This is a genomic window from Lysinibacter cavernae (assembly GCF_011758565.1).
GTDB classification, from domain to species: domain Bacteria; phylum Actinomycetota; class Actinomycetes; order Actinomycetales; family Microbacteriaceae; genus Lysinibacter; species Lysinibacter cavernae.
The window spans coordinates 1,565,118-1,581,847 of record NZ_JAAMOX010000001.1 but is presented as its reverse complement, the minus strand read 5'-3'; the positions used below and the strand labels follow the sequence as shown (position 1 = coordinate 1,581,847).

Genomic DNA, 16,730 nt, shown 5'->3' with positions numbered 1-16,730 from the left:
CCCCGTGCCTACCGTTCGGCCACCTCGTGGCGCCACAACGCGGATGCTCTCGGCTGCCGCCGCCGCGAGCATCTTGCTTGGCGCCTCACTCGCAATCGTTCCAAGCGCATCCGCAGACGAGTCCAGCCACTCGCCAAAAGCCAACCAACACCTCGTCGGCCAGCCGACCGACCTCACCACCTGGGTCGGTGACGGGTCAAGCGCAACGGGCTCTGCTCTCGCGCAGGGCTCATGTGACGTGAACGGCGACGGCTACTCGGATGCTGTGGTTGGGGCCTGGTTCTGGGACAAAGCGCCGCTGAATAACGTCGGTGCGGTATACGTCCTGTTTGGCAATGCCGAGGTGCAGGGAGCCGAGCTCAACACGACCGACCTTGAGGGTATTCATGTGGCGCGAGTTGACGGCCCCAGCCGCGCGAACACCTCGATTGGTTTTTCGGTCGGTTGCTTCGGCGACGTGAACGGTGACGGGTATGACGACTTTGGCATCAGTCACTATAGCGATCAGGTCACGTACGTTGTTTTTGGGGCAAAGGACTTCACCGGCTTCGCCATTGACTACCTTGGCGACCGCGGTTTCTTGGTCAAGGGCAACGCCTCGAGCGGAAACGTTGGATATTCCATGAGCCGCGTCGGCGACCTCAACAGCGATGGCCTTGACGACATGGCCATTACCGAGGTCGCGGCGAACTACAACAACCGGGCACGCTCTGGTCGAGTATGGATTGTGGCAGGTCAGCGTGGCATTGAGGATATCAACCTCGTCGCCCCGCTCGACGGGCAGATCATTATGACCATAGACGGGGCCGCGCCGCAGGAACGCCTTGGCGTCTCAACCATGGCTGGCGACGTGAACGGCGACGGTATAAGCGACATCCTGCTCGGGTCATACCTCGCAACGCCGCACGGGGTCGCAGTAGCCGCGACGGGTGCTGCCTACGTCGTATTTGGCGGGGCGAGGGGTGCGATCGACACGGCCAACCTCGGCGAGAACGGATTCCTCATTCTCGGCCCACCTCGACAGCGGGATCGGCTCGGCGTCTCTGTGGCGGCGGCAGGCGACGTGAACGGCGACGGCCTTGCAGATCTGCTCATCGGCGCTGACGGAGTGGCGAACGCCACAACTGGGCCTCGCTCAGGCGGCGCGGCAATTGTCTATGGCTCGGCCTCAACGCAGCCCGTGTATACCGATCCAACCCGCGTGGATGCGGCGGTCTACACGTGTGGCGAAGACATAGTGGTTTCCTCCGGTAACTGTGCCGGCCAAGAGAAGCCAAGAGGCTACTGGATCAATGGGGCCGCGAACCAGGACTCAGCAGGATACTCGGTGTCTGGCCTCGATGATGTGAACGGAGACGGAATCCCAGACGCGATTATCGGTGCTTACGGGTACGACCCGCTCAGCCCCGACACGGGAACGCCGTTGTCTGGAGCTGGCGGCGCTTGGGTCGTCTTTGGTAAGCAGTCGACCGAAACCGTGGAGCTTGTGGAGATACCACTCGCGGGCGCCGTGCCTGACGCCTCTGTCGATTCGAACGGCAAATTAGCTGGCTACCGGCTCGATGGACACGCCGCCGGCGATCGCTTCGGTCGTCAGGTTGCAGGCATCGGCGATATGGACGGCAACGGCGTCAACGACGTTGTGATTGGGGGCGATCTTGGTATTCGCAATACATTGCAGCAATCCGGCGAAGTGACGCTCGCGCTCATGGGCGCCCGCGCAGTGACGGCTTCCCTGGCCGCGAACGCATCGGCCGTTGAGAACGGCGCTCCCGTCACGCTGACTACGGACGTTGTTGCCGCCACCACTCGCGGGAGTGCGTTTGGCGGAACCGTCACGTTCTTCCGAGATGGCACGGCTGTTGACGGTTGCGATGCCCTTCCGCTTGACCTCTCAGGTGCCCCCTTCTCAGCCTCGATCGACTGCGTCGACTCCGATACCTCTGCGGCAGGAGCTCACACGTACACCGCTCGCTTCGATTCGGCGGATGCCCTGTGGGCGGATGCCACGAGCGGTGAGGTTGCCGTGACGGTTGGCGAGGGTGCCGTCCAACCGACTCCGACCGTAACACCAACCCAGCCAGGCAACTCAGCGACGGCAACACCACCGAGGGGTGGGGCGAATGGCGGAAACGCATCATCCACCTCCGGCACCGGTGGGCTCGCGCTTACGGGAGCGGAACCTCACGGCGCGCTTTTCATCGCCGTCCTTTTGTTCGGCGGTGTAGCCCTCGTATCTGTTCGGAGACTCTCAGCTCTGATCCTCACGGGTACCGGCGCTCGCCGGACATCGACAGCAACTTCACGGATCTCACAGACCCCACTCAGCGAGGACAACGAATGAGCAACACAACATCCACCGGCTGGCGCTTCAGTCGGGCGGCAAAGGGCAGCATCGCTGTGGCAGCACTGCTGGTGATCGGCATCGCGACGGGTGATGTTGCGGCTGCGGTGCAACACACAGAGAATGACGCACCCGCGTCGGCCACGCCTGCGCCGAGCGCGCCAGCAAACGAGCACGAAGGCCACGGCGAAGCCGAAGCCCCCACCGAGAATGAACCAACAGCGCCGACAACCGACTCCCCGAGCGAGGAGGATGCTCCGAGCGGCGAGCACGGTGAGCACGAGGGCGAGGCCCCGAGCACGGAAGCGGTTGCGGAGGCAACCGCTCAGGCGCTCGCGGCAGGCATCATGCCGGCTGGGGTCACGGCATCCTTCGCGTATGCCCAACGCAACTGGACGCCAACCGCATACGACACCTGCCCAGCGTCGCTGCATGAACAGTACTCGGTGGTCGGCGACGACAATAAGCTCTACCCGACCTGGCATCCTCCCGTTGTGATCAACCCAGCGACGGGCGCCGAGTGTTCGTTCGGGCATGAGCACGGAGACAACCCGGCTGACTCAGATATCGCGACCTGGGTGAGTGAGTTCTATACCAAAGCCGCGGATGGGTACGCAACTGGCATTCCTTTTGGGTACGTGAGCGAGGCGCTCGTTGATTTCTCTGCCGCACAAGCGGACGTCGCGGTGCGTCACGAGGATAACGTTGGACACAAAATTATCGTTGCCAACGATGTGGCCCAAATTCAGGCGGCCCCGAGGGCGCCCCTCACGACGACGGATTCGGCCGGTGCTGCGGTGCCCCTCACCTGCGACTACCTGATCAAGATTCACCAGGGCTCACACTCCGCCGACGCGACCACAAACAACGCGCACGAGCTGCTCTACGCGGTGAAGTGCACTGACGGCACCGAGGTCATCAGCAATACCATGACCCGCTTTGGTGACCCGAACGAGTTTGTGCGATCGTGCGCAGGAACTCAGGTTGTTGACACGAGCGGCAGCGTGCTGCCAAACGGTATTGGGGGAGAGCGCCGCATCCCAGACCGGAAATGCATCGAAGATTTTGTGTTGCTGCCAACGACCCAAACCACAAAGTACAGCGATCCGTGGGCGCTTTACGAGGTATGGGAATCAGCAAATGAGATCAGCGCCGTTGACGGAACCGTGCTCGCGAAGTTCGACCCATGGTTTGGGGTGCGCAACCCGAGCCGATACTTCTGGAAGGGCAACGGCACCAACGGAGCTGACGGGATTGGCTTCACCGTGCAGGCCTCGCACGAGGTTGGTCCGAGCGGAGGGGGCGTGAACGCTGGGCCGTGGAAGTCGTTGCTCGGCGGGGGCGTGCTGTTGCAGCAGGACCCCGCCTCGCCCTTTGACGGGTCTGAGCGCGACTACTACCTTGACGCAACAACAGTGAACAACACGGCGTCATCCACTTGGTTTGCGACGCCATACGGTGAGGATGCGGTTGCCGAGCCGTTCACGGGTTCGGTACGTCAGTGGGTGAGCGCAACCGATAACTCGGCCCAGCCTCCGCTCGAACGCCGCCAGTTTGGGATGACAACCGACTACGGCAGCGACCACGGCGTGCACGCACCGAACTAGCTCGCGGGGCGCAAAAAGGCTCGTGGGGTGCGAAATTTCGCACCCCACGAGCCTTTTTGCACCCCGCGACCGCTTAGAGCTTGGTCCAGGCTTCGGTCAGCACGCCTCGGAGGATCTGCTCAATCTCAACAAACTCCGACGGCCCGATGGTCAGAGGCGGGGCGAGCTGGATGACGGGGTCTCCACGATCGTCAGCCCTGCAGTACAGCCCGGCATCAAAGAGGGCACCAGACAGGAAGCCGCGAAGAAGGCGCTCGGCCTCGTCATCGTTGAACGTCTCTTTTGTCGCCTTATCTTTTACGAGTTCGATGCCAAAGAAGTAGCCGTCGCCTCGAACATCGCCAACGATAGGCAGGTCGCGCAGCTTCTCGAGTTCTGCCCGGAACAGCGGCGAGTTTTCCCGCACGCGTTCCGGCAGCTTCTCTTCCTCAAAAATGTCAAGATTTTCGAGGGCAACCGCGGTTGAGACGGGGTGTCCACCAAAGGTGTAGCCGTGGTAAAACGTGGTGTCGCCCTTCGAGAACGGCTCGTAGATGCGGTCGCTGATGATGGTCGCCCCGAGCGGCGAGTATCCGCTCGTGATGCCCTTCGCGCACGTGATCATGTCCGGCACGTAGCCGTAGGCGTTGCAGGCAAAAATCTCGCCAACGCGGCCAAACGCGCAAATAACCTCGTCGCTCACAAGCAGCACGTCGTACTGATCGCAGATCTCTCGCACCCGCTTGAAATAGCCGGGAGGCGGAGGGAAGCATCCACCCGAGTTCTGAACCGGCTCAAGGAACACCGCCGCGACCGTGTCTGGTCCTTCTGCGAGGATCTGGTCTTCGATTCGGTTGGCCGCCCACTGACCGAAGTCTTCGAGATTATCGCCGTGTTCCGGCGCCCGGTAGAAGTTAGTGTTTGGCACGCGGAGGCCGCCTGGCACGAGCGGCTCAAACATCTCCTTGATCGCTGGGAGCCCCGTGATCGTTAGTGCGCCGTGCGGTGTGCCGTGGTAGGCAACCTGGCGAGAGATGACCTTGTGCTTGCCGGGCTTTCCCTTCAGCTTCCAGTAATACTTGGCAAGCTTAAACGCTGTCTCGACAGCCTCGCCGCCGCCGGTTGAGTAGAAAACCTTATTGAGGTCGCCGGGCGCATAGTCGGCGAGCCGGTCTGCCAGCTCGATGGCGCTCGGATGCGCGTACGACCAGATCGGAAAGAACGCGAGCTCCTCCGCTTGCTTTGCCGCGGCCTGCGCGAGGCGCTTTCGGCCGTGGCCGGCATTCACCACAAAGAGGCCGGCAAGGCCGTCGAAGTACTTCTTGCCGTTGTTGTCCCAAATATGATGTCCGTCACCCTTGACGATGATGGGGACGTCGTGGCTGTCAAGACTGGACTGGCGCGAGAAATGCATCCAGAGGTGGTCTTTTGCCTGCTTTTGCAGCGTTTCGTTTGATCTGAACGAGTTCATAATTACCTAGTTCCCCAGTTATAGAGCTGTTTTCTGAGTTCAAGAAACACAAAGGTTTCTGTGGATGCGACGCCCGGGAGAAGGCGGATCTGGTTGTTGAGCAGTTCGATCAGGTGGGAGTCGCTCTCGCAGACAACCTCGATAATGATGTCGAACGACCCTGCCGTCAGCACGAGGTAGTCGACCGAGGGAATCTGCTCGAGTTGGTCGGCGACCAAGCGGGTGTCGCCGGCGACGCGGATGCCGATCATCGCTTGGCGGTGAAAGCCAAGCTGCATAGGGTCGGTGACCGCAACAATTTGCATGACGCCAGCGTCGGTGAGTTTCTGCACCCGCTGCCTGACGGCGGCCTCGCTCAGGCCGACGGCCTTCCCGATGTCGGCGTAGGAGCGCCGGCCATCCACCTGGAGCTGCTCGATGATCGCTTTTGAGGTTTCGTCGAGACTGGTCGGCTTCGGCTGCACTGTCATGCTGCGATTCTCGCACTCAAAACGATGATTCGCAAAGGAATCCGTTGAATTCGCACACAAAGCCTATTGTTTTCGCTTGTGAGGGGTAGTAAAGCGCCCACGAAGTGCTTAGTATGGTGGGCATGACTGAGCGACTCCTCAAGAATTTTATCAATGGCGATTTTATTTCCTCACGATCGACGGACAGCTTCCCCGTCTACAACCCGGCAACAGAAGAGGTGATTGCCCTCTCTCCCGTCTCGAACGAGGCCGATGTGGATGCCGCTTATGCGGCCGCCGACGCAGCCTTCGACGCGTGGAGCGAAACGACTCCTGGCGAGCGCCAGCTCGCGCTGCTGCGCATCGCCGATGCGATGGAAGCTCGCGCCGAAGAATTTGCCGACACGGAATCATTGGATACGGGAAAGCCCCGCCCAACCCTTATCGAAGACGAGATCTCGGCATCCGTTGACCAGATCCGCTTCTTTGCCGGTGCCGCACGGCTGCTCGAAGGGCGGGCAGCTGGCGAGTATATGACCGACCACACCTCCGTTATTCGCCGCGAACCCATCGGGGTTGTTGGCCAGGTCACCCCGTGGAACTACCCGCTCAACATGGCGGTATGGAAGTTCGCGCCGGCAATTGCAGCCGGCAACACCACCGTACTCAAGCCCTCCGACACGACCCCACTGTCGACGCTCCTGCTCGCCGAGGTGGCGGCAGAGTTTCTGCCGCCTGGCGTGCTCAACGTTGTGCTTGGCGACCGCACAACGGGCGCAGCGATGGTTGCGCATCCAACGCCCCAGCTCATTTCGATCACCGGCTCGGTTCGTGCCGGTATTGAGGTCGCCAAGTCGGGCTCCGAAGATCTCAAGCGGCTGCACCTTGAGCTTGGTGGCAAGGCGCCGGTAATCGTGTTTGCGGATGCCGACATCCCGAAGGCCGTCGAGGGCATCGCGACTGCCGGATACTTCAACGCCGGGCAGGACTGCACCGCGGCCACCCGCGTGCTTGTGCACGAATCGGTGCACGACGAATTTGTGTCTGCCCTTGTGGCCTACGCGAAGGAGAACGCCAAGACCGGAGCGCCAAACGACGAAGGCATCCTGTTTGGCGCCCTGAACAACGCCGCTCAGCTAGAGCGGGTGACTGCGGTTATCGATAGCCTGCCGTCCTACGCGAAGGTAGAAACCGGGGGTCGGCGTCAGGGCACTGTCGGATATTTCTATGAGGCGACGGTTGTGACCGGGCTCAACCAAGACGATGCGGCGATCCAGCAGGAGATCTTTGGGCCGGTTATCACCGTGCAGAAGTTCGCAGACGATGCGCAGGCGCTTGCCTGGGCAAACGACGTCAACTATGGTCTCGCATCCTCGGTATGGACGAGCAATCACGGTCGAGCGCAGCGGTTTGCGAAGCGACTCGATTTTGGTTGTGTGTGGATCAATACCCACATCCCGTTGGTTGCCGAGATGCCGCACGGTGGATTCAAGCACTCCGGCTACGGCAAGGACCTCTCGATGTACGGCTTTGAGGACTACACCCGCATCAAGCACGTGATGTCCTACATCGGCGACTAACCCGCCCGCCGAACCTGCATCTATTTGCGACTTTCTGCTGCAAATAGCGGATTCTTGCGCAGATACTCGCAAATAGATGCAGGTTCAGGGGCGGTAAGCTAGGCGGATTATGTTTGATTTTGATCTGTCTGCCCAAATCAGCTCGTTGCGCTCCACGTTCGCCGATATTAAGGCGGTTGTTGGGGTCGACCGGCTCGTCAGCGAGATCGCCGACCTCGAAGAGCAGGCATCCGTTCCAGACCTCTGGAACAACACCGAAAACGCGCAGAAGATCACGAGCGCGCTCAGCCACCGGCAGACCGAGCTCAAGCGTATCCGCAGCATCGAAGAGCGTCTTGACGATCTTGAGGTGCTTGTCGAGCTCGCCAACGACGAGGGCGACGAGGGCTCGGCTGAGGATGCCCGCCAAGAACTGAAAGCCATCGAAAAGGTCATGGGCGACCTTGAGGTGCAGACGTTGCTGAGCGGCGAGTACGACCCGAGCGCGGCCGTTGTCACGATTCGCGCCGGCGCCGGTGGCGTTGACGCCGCAGACTTTGCTGAAATGCTCCTGCGCATGTACCTTCGGTGGGCCGAGCAGCACAACTACCCGGTGCGAGTGCTTGACACAAGCTACGCCGAAGAAGCTGGCATCAAGTCGGCCACATTTGAGGTGGATGCTCCCTACGCCTTCGGAACGCTCTCTGTTGAGGCCGGCACGCACCGCCTGGTGCGGATGAGCCCCTTCAACTCTGCTGGCAAGCGCCAGACAAGCTTTGCCGCGGTCGAGGTGGTGCCGCTTATCGAGCAGGCCGAATCGATCGAAATTCCTGAGAACGAGATGCGAGTGGATGTGTTCCGCTCGTCAGGCCCAGGCGGCCAGTCGGTGAACACGACCGACTCTGCCGTGCGCATCACGCATATCCCGACCGGCATCGTGGTGAGCTGTCAGAACGAGAAATCGCAGATTCAGAACCGCGCCGCCGCCCTTCGTGTGCTTCAATCGCGGTTGCTCTTGCAGCGCCGAGAAGAAGAGAACGCGAAGAAGAAGGAGCTCGCCGGCAACATCACGGCGAGTTGGGGCGATCAGATGCGCAGCTACGTGCTCGCGCCGTATCAAATGGTCAAGGATCTGCGCACGAACTACGAGGTTAACAACCCGCAGGCCGTGTTTGACGGTGACCTCGACTGCTTTATCTCTGAGGGCATCCGCTGGCGCTCCATGAAGGATGTGGAAGCCTAGGCCTCACTCTCGTTCGGTTGGGCGTAGTTTTGCCGGTTGGGCGTATCTTGCAAGATACGCCCAACCGGCAAAACTACGCCGAAACTCAGGGGCAGGAAACCTGGCAATTAGTTCAGCGTCCGCGCGTCGGCGTGCCAAACCGTGGCCCCGTGCCTAGGCTCGTGACGACATGATTTGGTTTGATAACGTCTCGAAGAAATACCCGGGTACGGCGAAGCCCGCGCTGAGTGACATCAACCTACGCGTTCAGCGTGGCGAGTTTGTCTTTCTTGTGGGAGCCTCAGGCTCGGGTAAGTCCAGCTGCCTCCAGCTCATCCTGCGCGAAGAGCGCGTGACAGGCGGCAAGATTCACGTGCTCGGCCAAGATCTTGGCTCGATCTCGAACCGCAAGGTGCCGTATTTCAGGCGCAACCTTGGGGTGGTCTTTCAAGACTTCCGGTTGCTTGGCAATAAGTCGGTCTACGACAACGTGGCCTTCAGCCTGCAGGTGATCGGAAAATCCCGCGGCTTCATCCAGGAGGCCGTCACCGACACCCTTGAGATGGTTGGCCTGAGCAATAAGGCCAAGCGGATGCCGCACGAACTTTCCGGTGGTGAGCAGCAGCGTGTTGCTATCGCCCGCGCGATTGTCAATAAGCCAGCTATCCTCCTTGCCGACGAGCCGACCGGTAACCTCGACCCCAACACGAGCATGGGCATTATGCAGCTGCTCCAGCGCATTAACGCAGGCGGCACGACCGTCGTCATGGCCACGCACGAGGCCGGTTTTGTTGACCAGCTTCAGCAGCGCGTGATTGAGCTCTCAGAGGGCCAGATCGTTCGCGACGAGCTTGAGGGTGGCTACGGCGTCACTGCCGCGGTTCAGATCATTTCTGACCACGCTGCTGACGGTTCTGCCGCAACCATCGCTGGCAAGGCGATGCCGAACATCCCGGCAGAATCCCTGCCAACCGCGGCCAAGGAGCCAAGCGCTCAGGAGCAGCTCGCGGCCTACGAGGCCGCTTACCCCGAAACGATTGACGAAATGATTCAGGCAGAGGTCGCCGCGACCCCGCACGATGTTGACATGAGCGTGCTTAACGACACCGCTGCGCTTGCCGAGAGGCTGCGCCGCGACAACGACTCTGATGCGGACGGCCAGCAGGATGTGGGGCCGGTTCGATGAGATACGCACTCGTTCTCAGCGAGGTTGCGCAGGGACTCCGCCGCAACCTTTCCATGGTGATTTCTGTTGTTCTGGTGACCTTTGTGTCGCTCACGTTTGTGGGAACCGCGGCGGTGCTGCAGCTCCAGATCAACCAGATGAAGACCTTCTGGTACGACAGGGCCCAGGTTTCCATTTACATGTGTACCGAGTTTGATAACTCCGAAACGTGTGACGGAACCGACGCGTCTCAGGAGCAGCTGGATGCCGTTGAGGCCCAGCTCAAGTCTGACACCCTCAAGCCGTTTATCGAGGAGTACTTCTTCGAGGACCACGACCAGGCCTACGCCAACTTTGTTGAGCAGTTCAAGGACAACCCTGTCGCCGATTACGCAAAGCCGGAGCAGCTGAACCAAACGTTCTGGATCAAGCTCAAGGACCCGTCGCAGGCCGATGTCATCCAGGAAACCTTTGCCGGTGTCGCTGGCGTGCAAAGCGTGACTGACCAACGGAGCCTGCTCGACCGCATCTTTACGGTGCTCAACGCGGCGAGTTACACGGCGCTGTCGATTGCCGGTCTGATGCTTGTTGCCGCTGTGCTGCTCATCTCAACAACCATCCGGTTGTCGGCGTTCTCTCGCCGAAGGGAGATCGGCATCATGCGCCTTGTTGGTGCGTCGAACCGGTTCATCCAAACCCCGTTCATTCTTGAGGGCATTATCTCGGCGTTGCTCGGGGCGGTGTTGGCGAGCGTTGCAACCGTCGGAATCGTTGAGTTCTTTATCCAGGGCTTCTTGGCGGTCAATGTTCCGTTTACGTCGTACATCACCACGGCCCAGGCGCTTGTGGTGCCGCCGATACTGATTGGGCTCGGCATCATTCTGTCTGGATTTGCCGCCAAGGTCGCGATTACCCGCTACCTGAAGGTCTAGGCAAACGCCTCACAACGATGGCCCCTGCCAGCGCGAACGGTTGCCGCCTCAGCGGCGCTTCGGGAACGCTTGGTTGGGGCCATCCTTGTCTCCTCGGTGTTTCCTGCTAGGCTGATACGCTGCCCTGCCTTCTGAGCTGGGCGTTCACTTGGCCGCGAGTCGGCCACACATTCAACCGTCACGATCAGGAGGACGAGGATGCCGAAGGAGATCGGCGAGAAGATTGTCGCGACCAACCGCAAAGCTCGGCACGACTACCTGATCGAGGACACCTACGAGGCCGGAATGGTGCTTCGCGGAACCGAGGTCAAGTCGCTGCGCCAGGGACGTGCCTCGCTCGTTGACGGTTACGCCTTTGTGGAGTTCGGTGAGGTTTGGCTGGATGCCGTGCATATTCCCGAATACTTCAACGGCACGTGGAATAACCATGCCACCCGCCGCAAGCGCAAGCTGCTGCTGCATAAGCACGAGATCGAGAAGCTTGCCCAGAAGACGCGCGAGGGCGGGTACACGCTTATTCCGCTGCGCATCTATTTCCTCGACGGCAACGCAAAGGTTGAGCTTGCGGTTGCGAAGGGTAAAAAAGAGTACGACAAGCGCCACGCACTTCGTGAGCGCCAGGATAAGCGCGAGGCAGATCGCGCAATGTCGGCCCGCAAGCACCTGGGGGAGTAGCGCCGAACCGCAACCGGGATGCGAGTCGTTGGGCTCACGCATCCGGTGGTGGACCCGTCGGAGTTGAACGCATCCGGTGCCGAACGCATCCCACCGCTATCGAGTCAATAAAAAACGCCCCAAACCAATGAGGTTTGGGGCGTTTTTTGCTGAACGATTCGGAAGTTACTTCCAGAACACGGCCAGGATGATGTTGACGACGGTCAGGCCGCCGATGGCACCGATCACGCCGGAGGGCACGGTTGCCTTTTTGCGGTTGATGATTACGAGAACCGAGATCACGATCAGGATGGCGAGTTTGACGCCGATCTTCGCGTTGTTGACGTAGTCGCCCTCGCCAGACATGTATGTCGTTGCGACCAGAAGCAGGCCGGAGACGAGCATGGTGAGCGCGCCGTGGAACATTGCGGCATTGACCACTGCGGTTCCCGGCTTGAGCTGCTTCATCTGGGTCATGAATCCGCCAAGCAGCGAACCGATGCCGATAAAGTGCAAGACCAGCAGAACGTTATGCAGAATATCCATAGTCTGATGCTACGTTGTGTACCGTCAGCGGGCTAGTAAGGCCGGGCTTGGTTGCAGGCGGGGCAATAGTCGGATCACCAGGGAAAACACCTCGGTCGTGACGAGCGGAAGAAGCGCTGGTGCCGGATTAGCTGGCGAAGCGCTTCTGCAGCCCGTCGAGGGTTGACTCGATGCCTTTTGCATTCATCCGTGGCTGCAGAAGTAGCGTGAGGAACCAGGGCGCCTTGGCGTCACGGTAGTCGAAGATTTCGGTGACCCTCGTTCCGCCGTCAACCGGCTCGAATTCCCAACGCCAGTGGTGCCCACCGGGATGCTGCCATTCCACGACCCGGTCTGGCGTGATAGTTGTGGCCGTGCTGGTGATTTTGTAGGGGACGCCTGCCTGTTTCATCTCGACGGAGAAGGTGTCTCCGACCGAGAGTCGGTTTGGTCCGCTGACGGCGGTGCCAACGCTCCCTGAGCCGTCGATCTCGAGGTGCCGGTGCGGGTCGACGAGCAGCTCAAATAGCTCGTGAGGCTCGCAGGCGATGACGGCTGTTCGTGCGACCTGCTGCTTGCCACGATCAACTGCGGTGACTGCTGGTGTCTGGCTCACGGTGGTCCTTACCGATTAGTGCGGTTGATGGCTGTTGGCAGGTGGATGCTGTTGAGGTTACACCGCTCGTTCGTCTTTCGCGTCGTTTCCCAGGGGTTTTCCTGGTTGCCAATTCTGGGAGAGACGGGCCGGATTATGTCATGAAATCGTTAGGATAAGGGCCGCCGCCGGGCCGCGAACAGGTAGGCGCGACTACCGGGCAGCCGCGACCATGCCGCGACTACCGGGCAGCCGCGACCATGCCGCGACCCCCAACTGATTAGGCCTCCGAGCGTCGGCGCACGAGCAAGAGCATGAGACCGCCAAGCAGCGCCGCAGCAGCAACCCAGAGGCCAACGTTGGTCTCTACTCCCGTCGAGGCGAGCATGGCGCCGGAGGCCGTTGCTGGCGTCGTTGCGTTGCTTCCCGCAGGGGTCGTCGCCGGCGTTGTAACAGCTGGCGTTTCAAGCGCCGGCGTCGCCGGGGTTGTTGTTGGAATGACGGCCGCAATGAACGTCGCAGCGGCACGGTCGGAGACCGACTCGAACCGCGCCTCGTTGTAGGCCGCAAATACCTGGCACGGAATCGTCGCCCCAGCGTTGGAGCTTTGGTTCCAGCTCACATGGGAGGTCGAGGCTGGCTGCGCCTCAACGCTGAGCTCGACTGAGCCTGGCTCGGTAGCCGTGTAGCAGAGCTCAACGGTCGTATCCACGGCGCTATCGGTTCCCGGAACAGTGATGGTTGTGCCAGTTACCTGCACGTTGCTCCCCTGGCAGGCAACGATCGATCCCGCTGTGTTTGAGGCGAACTCGATTGGCTGGTTGTATACGTTCGTTGTCAGGCTTACTCGCGCAACTTCGCCAACGGTAAACGTGGTTTGGGCCTGTGAAAAATCGAGATGAACCTCGGCAACGGCGGGGATGAGCGCGAGCAATCGTGCTTGTTCCGCCTGCGGCATTACTGCATTACAGGTTTGCGTGAAACCGTTTTGCGGAACAGCTGCCTGTTCTGCGGGTTTTGGCGCATCGCTGATGCACCACACGAGCGTCTGCAGCGCGGTGCGTTCGTTGGTGCCGGCATCCGATCGAGCCTCAGTGGCCCCGCCCCAGCTTTGGTCGCCAACGCCGGCGTAGGAGTGCCCCTGCTGCACGAGGTAGCTGATGAGGCGCTCCTGGTCGGCAGTGAGTTTTGGATTCACCGGCAGCTCTTGCATCGGATCGACGGGAAGGTTGTCGTCGTCGAGGATGCCTCCGTCTGTGCCAACGCCGCCACAGGCGTGAAACGAGCGGTCGGTGCAGTACATCCACTCGGATACGGCCCCATTGCTGGCGCTGCCGTCGTCGGCGCTCGCGACGTATCGGGTTCCGCAGAGCGGCGGGTAGGCGTATTGGATGAAGCCGTCGTTGTCTGGCTCTGACGCGTTTGTTCCTCCGTAGCTGTCGTACAGCGGGATGACGCGGCCCTCGTTAAACGCATCGAGGCGCTTGCCAAATACGCTTTGCAGGTTGTTGACCGTGGCACCAGACTGCGCAGGATCGAAGTCGGTTGTGCCGGCGCAGGCAGGCGCCTCAAAGACCGCGGCTTTTGGTGTTGCCGGTATATCGGCGGAAGCTGGTGCTGTGGCACCGAGCAGTGTGGCTCCACCTGTCAGCAGCGTTGCGAAGGCGAGTGCCACGGTTTTGCGACCCCAGTGAATGTTGCGTGGCGCGCCAAATGGGCGCAGTACATCGTTTTTGAACATGTGTTGTTCCCCCTAATAGCGACAACACTATATGGGTGGACGCGAATAAAACAAGAAGAAAATCCGCGATTTTCCGGGGTTTTTGACTGAGTGGTGCGCCTAGGTATCCCTAGGGGGCACTAGGTGTCCAAACGGTTTTTAGTGTGTGAGCAGCAATTTGATGCCAACGACGGCGACTCCCGCAACGGCAAGCCCAACGCCGGCCAAAACCGAGTTCCACGAACTTCGTTCGCCAGTGAGGTAGCCGACCATACCGCCAAGCATGAGAAAACGAAACAGAATAACAATCATCGATGCCAGCAGGACGGGGAACGGCGCTACCCAGCCAAGCCAACCGATCGCGAGCATGAACGCGGGGAACGAGGCCGATGACGCGATGGGAAGCGCATCCCGAATCTCGTCGCGAAGCCCAGGGCGACTCCCGTCATCAACGTGCCCGCGAATCCGGTGGCTGAAAATGTCTGCCAGCAGGTGGGCGATAAGCGTCGAGACGCCTGTGCCAATCACGAGGATGGCACCGTGACCAGACTCGACGTCGTGTGTGGTCAGGCTCGCGAGCGCAGCGAGGACAAGGATGTTGCCATACAGGTATGCGCGAGTACGGTTCGCCGCCCGCTCGCGGGTGAGGTCAGTTGGGCGTTCGAGCGGAAGCTGGCGCAGCCACGATAGTCGGCGGCCAACGCGGGCGAAACGTTCGTTCTCGGAGTCGTCAGGACCAGGTGCATTGCTCACACTTCAGCATGGCACATTCGGCGAGGGCGAGGGCGAGGGCGAGGGCGAAGTCCCCGCGGGCATGTCCCAGGGTCGAAGTGCCGCCAAACCTAGATGAGACTCCTCACGCGAAGCGCGGCAACAGCCCTGGAATCGGTTGTTGCCGCGCGCCGGGTGCTTTAGAGAGCTGGGGCGCTGTTCGCCTGCCGGCTTCGCCTGCCGAAGTACAACGCGCTGGCGCCAACTGCGACCAGGAGCAAGGCGCTCAGGCCCGCAACCGAGTCATGCGTTCCCGTGACGGCGAGGCTCCCAGCAGCTGCCGTCGAAGCGGCCGATGCTGGTTGAGTCTGTTGTGCTGCGTCACCGGGGGTAACTGCCGGCACAACGATCTCGTCGACGGCGGGCAGCTTGGTCTCTGGCGTGGGCGGGGGAGTCGGGGCAACCGGTTCGGTGGGAACCAACGGTCCCGTCGGGTCAACAGGGACCCCGGGATCAGTTGGGTCAACCGGGTCAACCGGGTCGCCTGGTGACGACCCAGCCTCGACGAGTGCCCGAAGCGAAACCTGCGCATTGGCCGCGGTATAGGCGGACGTGTATCCCGTCACGTTGTAATCGCTGGTCTGCTCGCCGACCTCCGCTCCGTCTGCTGAGAAGACGACGGGGAGATCAACGGAAGCACCCGGTTCGAGCGCTGCTGGCAGTTCCCCAACCAACGCGAACGCGCCGGAGTAGTTGGAGAACCAGCCGTTGTACGTGTTGAATGTGAGTCGGACTTCGCCGGTGTTGGTGAGCGTCATCACGCCGTTCGCCGTTTCGCCCTCTGCGACGGCGCCAAAATCGACGGTTGGTGTGGCTGTCAGGCCCACAACGCCCTCTGATCCTGTTCCCTTGGTATACATGCCGTTGGAATACGCCCGCTGACCGTCCATCGTGCCGGTCGAGTAGACGTAGGTTGAGGCTTCAAAATTATAGATTGGCGCGAAGTCGAGGTCGATTGTGCACGTGGCTCCGGCAGGAAGAACGCTGCCGCAGGAGGTGCCCGCGATCGAGAATCCGTAGTACGTCGCGAGCCCTGAGAAGAGTTCGGTCACGGTGTAGTCATACCTGGCGACATTGGTGAGCGTGTACTGGAGCGTCTCGCTGTCGCCAAGCCTGACGGTGCCAAAGTTTATTGGGCCATCCATGACCACGGTCTCGACGTTTCCGTGCAGATGTATGCCAATCGGGGTGGTGACACCGTTGACGGTTGCGGTGAAGGATGGGCCGCCGTAGTAACTTGCGGTTGTCGACGGAGTAAAGACGATTGTGAGTGTGCAGGAATCGCCTGCTTTCATCGCCACCGAGCCAAAGTATCCAGGACATACGCCCGCACGGGTGACATAGAACGAATCACCCGGTGTTGGGTACTCGCTCGCCGCACGAAACGTCAGATCTTGTGTGGCCGTGAGCGTGATCGTCTGCGTTGTTGCCTCACCAAACGGCGTCGACATCTCGAGATAGTCGCTTTGGAGGGTGAGGCCCCGGTCGTTGGTGAAAAAGGTGTCACTGGTAACGGCTGGTTCTTCCGCTGAAGCGGCAGCGCCGACGCCGAAGGACAGCCCGGCAGCCACGATGATTGCTGTGAGTGCCGTGTGCAAGGCACGACGGAATGACAAAACAGATTGAAAGCTCAAATGATCCCCAAGATTGATGCGCTTTAGATGTTTGCTTCGCCCTAACGAAACAAGAGTGCAAGTTTAACACGCCAATCTGGGCATCGACCGTGTGCCGGGGAAA

General features: G+C 60.7%; 14 protein-coding genes. 7 read left to right on the top strand and 7 right to left on the bottom strand.

Annotated features, from left to right (window positions below; genetic code table 11):
- Positions 1 to 4 precede the first annotated feature (4 nt).
- Together FHX76_RS07085 and FHX76_RS07080 are read left to right on the top strand one after the other, a co-directional pair.
- Entirely contained in the window at positions 5 to 2,344 is a 2,340-nt protein-coding gene (locus FHX76_RS07085; protein ID WP_167149268.1) for an FG-GAP repeat protein, read from the top strand.
- Positions 2,341 to 3,951 (top strand): hypothetical protein, encoded by a 1,611-nt coding sequence (locus FHX76_RS07080; RefSeq protein ID WP_167149266.1) that lies wholly within the window; start codon positions 2,341 to 2,343, stop codon positions 3,949 to 3,951. Before FHX76_RS07085 ends, FHX76_RS07080 begins: the two co-directional genes overlap by 4 nt.
- 73 nt (positions 3,952 to 4,024) lie before the next feature.
- Here FHX76_RS07080 and FHX76_RS07075 read toward each other — a convergent pair whose 3' ends face one another.
- Positions 4,025 to 5,401, bottom strand: coding sequence for an aspartate aminotransferase family protein (locus FHX76_RS07075; protein ID WP_167149264.1), 1,377 nt, complete (start codon positions 5,399 to 5,401; stop codon positions 4,025 to 4,027).
- Between the two features lie 2 nt (positions 5,402 to 5,403).
- The gene (locus FHX76_RS07070; protein ID WP_167149262.1) at positions 5,404 to 5,871 is read right to left on the bottom strand and encodes an Lrp/AsnC family transcriptional regulator; all 468 of its coding nucleotides are present in this window, start codon (positions 5,869 to 5,871) and stop codon (positions 5,404 to 5,406) included.
- 122 nt (positions 5,872 to 5,993) lie between these two features.
- Between FHX76_RS07070 and FHX76_RS07065 the strand changes: the two genes are divergently transcribed.
- From FHX76_RS07065 to smpB, 5 genes are all read left to right on the top strand, one after another.
- Complete coding sequence (locus FHX76_RS07065) at positions 5,994 to 7,430, top strand: gamma-aminobutyraldehyde dehydrogenase (RefSeq protein WP_167149260.1); 1,437 nt, start codon at positions 5,994 to 5,996, stop codon at positions 7,428 to 7,430.
- 109 nt (positions 7,431 to 7,539) lie between these two features.
- On the top strand, positions 7,540 to 8,652 hold the full coding sequence (gene prfB, locus FHX76_RS07060) for a peptide chain release factor 2 (protein ID WP_167149258.1): 1,113 nt from the start codon (positions 7,540 to 7,542) through the stop codon (positions 8,650 to 8,652).
- A gap of 169 nt (positions 8,653 to 8,821) precedes the next feature.
- A complete protein-coding gene (gene ftsE, locus FHX76_RS07055; protein ID WP_167149256.1) occupies positions 8,822 to 9,817 on the top strand; it encodes a cell division ATP-binding protein FtsE in 996 nt (331 codons plus the stop codon).
- Positions 9,814 to 10,728, top strand: coding sequence for a permease-like cell division protein FtsX (gene ftsX, locus FHX76_RS07050; protein ID WP_167149254.1), 915 nt, complete (start codon positions 9,814 to 9,816; stop codon positions 10,726 to 10,728). The genes ftsE and ftsX overlap by 4 nt, the downstream gene beginning before the upstream one ends.
- Positions 10,729 to 10,926: 198 nt before the next feature.
- Complete coding sequence (smpB, locus tag FHX76_RS07045) at positions 10,927 to 11,403, top strand: SsrA-binding protein SmpB (RefSeq protein WP_167149252.1); 477 nt, start codon at positions 10,927 to 10,929, stop codon at positions 11,401 to 11,403.
- 165 nt (positions 11,404 to 11,568) lie between these two features.
- Here smpB and FHX76_RS07040 read toward each other — a convergent pair whose 3' ends face one another.
- The 5 genes from FHX76_RS07040 to FHX76_RS16550 form a co-directional block, all read right to left on the bottom strand.
- Positions 11,569 to 11,928 (bottom strand): hypothetical protein, encoded by a 360-nt coding sequence (locus tag FHX76_RS07040; protein ID WP_167149250.1) that lies wholly within the window; start codon positions 11,926 to 11,928, stop codon positions 11,569 to 11,571.
- 127 nt (positions 11,929 to 12,055) lie between these two features.
- Complete coding sequence (locus tag FHX76_RS07035) at positions 12,056 to 12,523, bottom strand: SRPBCC family protein (protein WP_167149248.1); 468 nt, start codon at positions 12,521 to 12,523, stop codon at positions 12,056 to 12,058.
- 259 nt (positions 12,524 to 12,782) lie between these two features.
- On the bottom strand, positions 12,783 to 14,243 hold the full coding sequence (locus FHX76_RS07030; RefSeq protein WP_167149246.1) for an LPXTG cell wall anchor domain-containing protein: 1,461 nt from the start codon (positions 14,241 to 14,243) through the stop codon (positions 12,783 to 12,785).
- 138 nt (positions 14,244 to 14,381) lie between these two features.
- On the bottom strand, positions 14,382 to 14,975 hold the full coding sequence (locus tag FHX76_RS07025) for a hypothetical protein (RefSeq protein ID WP_167149244.1): 594 nt from the start codon (positions 14,973 to 14,975) through the stop codon (positions 14,382 to 14,384).
- Positions 14,976 to 15,133: 158 nt separating this feature from the next.
- Entirely contained in the window at positions 15,134 to 16,591 is a 1,458-nt protein-coding gene (locus FHX76_RS16550) for a choice-of-anchor D domain-containing protein (protein WP_208402459.1), read from the bottom strand.
- Positions 16,592 to 16,730: the final 139 nt, after the last annotated feature.